The organism is Aminobacter sp. P4_H6_2 (assembly GCF_056400805.1).
In genome coordinates this window covers 1-2,770 of the sequence record NZ_JBFUKO010000676.1, presented here as the reverse complement: position 1 = coordinate 2,770, position 2,770 = coordinate 1, and the positions used below count along the sequence as shown (strand labels likewise).

The window sequence follows — 2,770 nt, the reverse complement described above, 5'->3', positions numbered from 1 at the left end:
GCATCACGATACGCGCGGTCACGCGCGACAAAGACATTGCCTTCGGCCACGGCCCGGTCAGCGACGGCACCGTCGCCCACAGCCAGAGGCTCCATGAAGGTACCGTCACCGAGATAGACGCAGCAATTGGCGGTACCGAAGGGATGAATGCCGAGGGGCGACACCGTGAAGCCAAGTGCCGAAAGYCGCTGCCGCGCGATCGCAAGGTCGGCGGTCGGCAACACGATGTGGTCGAGCGTGCGTGGCTTGTCGTTGTGTGTCATATGCCTGCGCTGTGCCTCAATTCCTCATTTTGCGCAAGGCTGCCGCAAGGGCATTGCCCTCACCCGGCCACCATCTCGCCCAACCGGCGCACAGTGTTCCAGTTGCGCGATGTACCGACACCGCCGGCGCGCTTGGGTGTCAGTGCGCCAAGCAGCCGCGACGTGCCGGCGCTGCGGGAGAAATGGAGCCAGATGTCGCCATTTACCGCGGCAAGCTTCTCGTCGGCGGCCACATAGGGCGTCAGCTCTGCCAAAACCTCTGGCGCTACTGGTGCACGCATGACCCGCACCGCCACCTGGTCGGGGTACAGAACGGCTTCTTCAGGAAACGGGTTGGCCGCCACCAGCGTCAGCCAATCGTCGGCACGGCGCACGATGATATCGACGTGTTTGCCGAACTTTTGCTGGAATGCCTTTTCCAGCCGGGTCTCGATCATGGAGACCGGCTGTTCGTCGGCTTCGAAAACCAGATTGCCTGTTGCAACCAAGGTGCGTGGCTTTTGAAAGCCCGCGGCTTCGGTCATGTCGCGCAGATCGGACATCACGACCCGACGCCCCTCGCCCAGTATGATGCTGTAGAGAAGCGCAACATAGGTCGTCATGAGTGTGTCATGACCTCGGCAGGTTTGCGCGCCAACGGTTTCACGCCGGCGCGCATGCCAATCAGACGAGCCTGCTTTGTTCGACCGCAGCCTCGATGAAGCTCGCGAACAAAGGATGCGGGTCGAGCGGACGGCTCTTCAGTTCCGGATGGTACTGCACGCCGATGAACCAGGGATGGTCGGGGTATTCGACCGTCTCGGGCAGCACGGCGTCAGGCGACATGCCGGCGAAGACCAAGCCGCACGCTTCGAGCCGGTCCTTGTAGTCGATATTGACCTCGTAGCGRTGACGGTGGCGCTCGGAGATATCGGTATCGCCATAGATTTCGGCGATTTTCGAGCCTTCCGAAAGCTTGGCTTCATAAGCGCCCAAGCGCATCGTGCCGCCGAGATCGCCGGCTGCCCGACGCTTCTCCAGCATGTTGCCCTTGAGCCATTCGGTCATCAGGCCGACGACCGGCTCCTTGGTGGCGCCGAACTCGGTCGACGAGGCATTCTCGATACCGGCAAGTGACCGTGCGGCCTCGATGCAGGCCATCTGCATGCCAAAGCAGATACCGAAATACGGCACCTTGCGTTCGCGTGCGAACTTGGCGGCCAGGATCTTGCCTTCCGAGCCACGCTCGCCAAAGCCACCTGGAACCAGGATGCCGTGCACCTTCTCCAGGAACGGGGCCGGGTCTTCCTTTTCGAAGACCTCGCTCTCGATCCAGTCGAGCTTGACCTTGACGTTGTTGGCCAGGCCGCCATGCGACAGCGCTTCGATCAGCGACTTATACGCATCCTTGAGGCCGGTGTATTTGCCGACCACGGCGATGGTGACTTCGCCTTCGGGATTGTGGATCAGCTGCGAGACATTCTGCCAGGCATCGAGGCGCGGCTTTGGCGCCGGGTCGATGCCGAATGCAGCCAGCACCTCCGAATCGAGGCCTTCCTTATGGTAGGCCAGCGGCACGTCGTAGATGTGACCAACGTCGAGCGCCTGGATAACAGCCGATTCACGAACATTGCAGAACAGCGACAGCTTGCGGCGCTCTTCCTTGGGGATGTTGCGGTCGGCGCGGACCAGAAGGATGTCCGGTGCGATGCCGATCGAGCGCAGTTCCTTGACCGAATGCTGGGTCGGCTTGGTCTTCAGCTCGCCAGCCGTTGGAATGTAGGGCATCAGCGTCAGGTGGACGTAGACCGCGTTGTTGCGCGGCAGGTCGTTGCCAAGCTGGCGGATGGCTTCGAGGAACGGCATCGCTTCGATGTCGCCCACCGTGCCGCCGATTTCGCACAGCACGAAGTCGAACTCGTCGTTGCCGTCCAAGATGAAGTTCTTGATCTCGTCGGTGACGTGCGGAATGACCTGCACGGTCGCACCGAGATAATCGCCGCGCCGCTCGCGTTCGATGATGTTCTTGTAGATGCGGCCGGTGGTGATGTTGTCGCTCTGGTTCGCCGAACGCCCGGTGAAGCGTTCGTAGTGACCGAGATCGAGATCGGTTTCCGCTCCGTCATCGGTCACGAAGACCTCACCATGCTGGTAAGGTGACATCGTTCCGGGATCAACGTTTAGATACGGATCGAGTTTACGGATGCGCACGCGATATCCGCGTGCTTGCAGGAGAGCCCCAAGGGCCGCTGCGGCTATGCCTTTTCCAAGGGAAGAGACCACGCCGCCGGTAATAAAAACATATCGCGCCATGGGATTCATCGCTTAACGCGGCCAAATCGATTCCGCCAGAGAAAAATCCGCCGCGTCGGACTTTTCCCTATGTGGCTGTTCATTCTTGCTGCCGGGTAGGCCGTGCAAACAAAAAGGCCGGCGTGACCGCCGGCCAACTATCAACGTCGGAAAGACGCCTTACATGACGATGACTTCAGAGCCCATCTTCACGCGATTGTAGAGGTCCATGACAT

General features: G+C 60.6%; 3 protein-coding genes. All 3 read right to left on the bottom strand.

The features are described 5' to 3' along the window. Positions 1–263: VOC family protein (locus tag AC1DUU_RS28470; RefSeq protein ID WP_476786689.1), on the bottom strand; the 263-nt coding region annotated here is incomplete at its 3' end. Positions 264–322: 59 nt separating this feature from the next. Continuing rightward, positions 323–865, bottom strand: coding sequence for a DUF1697 domain-containing protein (locus AC1DUU_RS28465; protein ID WP_476786688.1), 543 nt, complete (start codon positions 863–865; stop codon positions 323–325). Between the two features lie 61 nt (positions 866–926). Then, on the bottom strand, positions 927–2,564 hold the full coding sequence (locus AC1DUU_RS28460; protein WP_476786687.1) for a CTP synthase: 1,638 nt from the start codon (positions 2,562–2,564) through the stop codon (positions 927–929). Between the last annotated feature and the right edge of the window lie 206 nt (positions 2,565–2,770).

Coding starts and splice junctions, on each gene's coding strand:
- AC1DUU_RS28465 (WP_476786688.1), bottom strand. CDS start 865: ATGACGACCTATGTTGCGCTTCTCTACAGCATCATACTGGGCGAGGGG.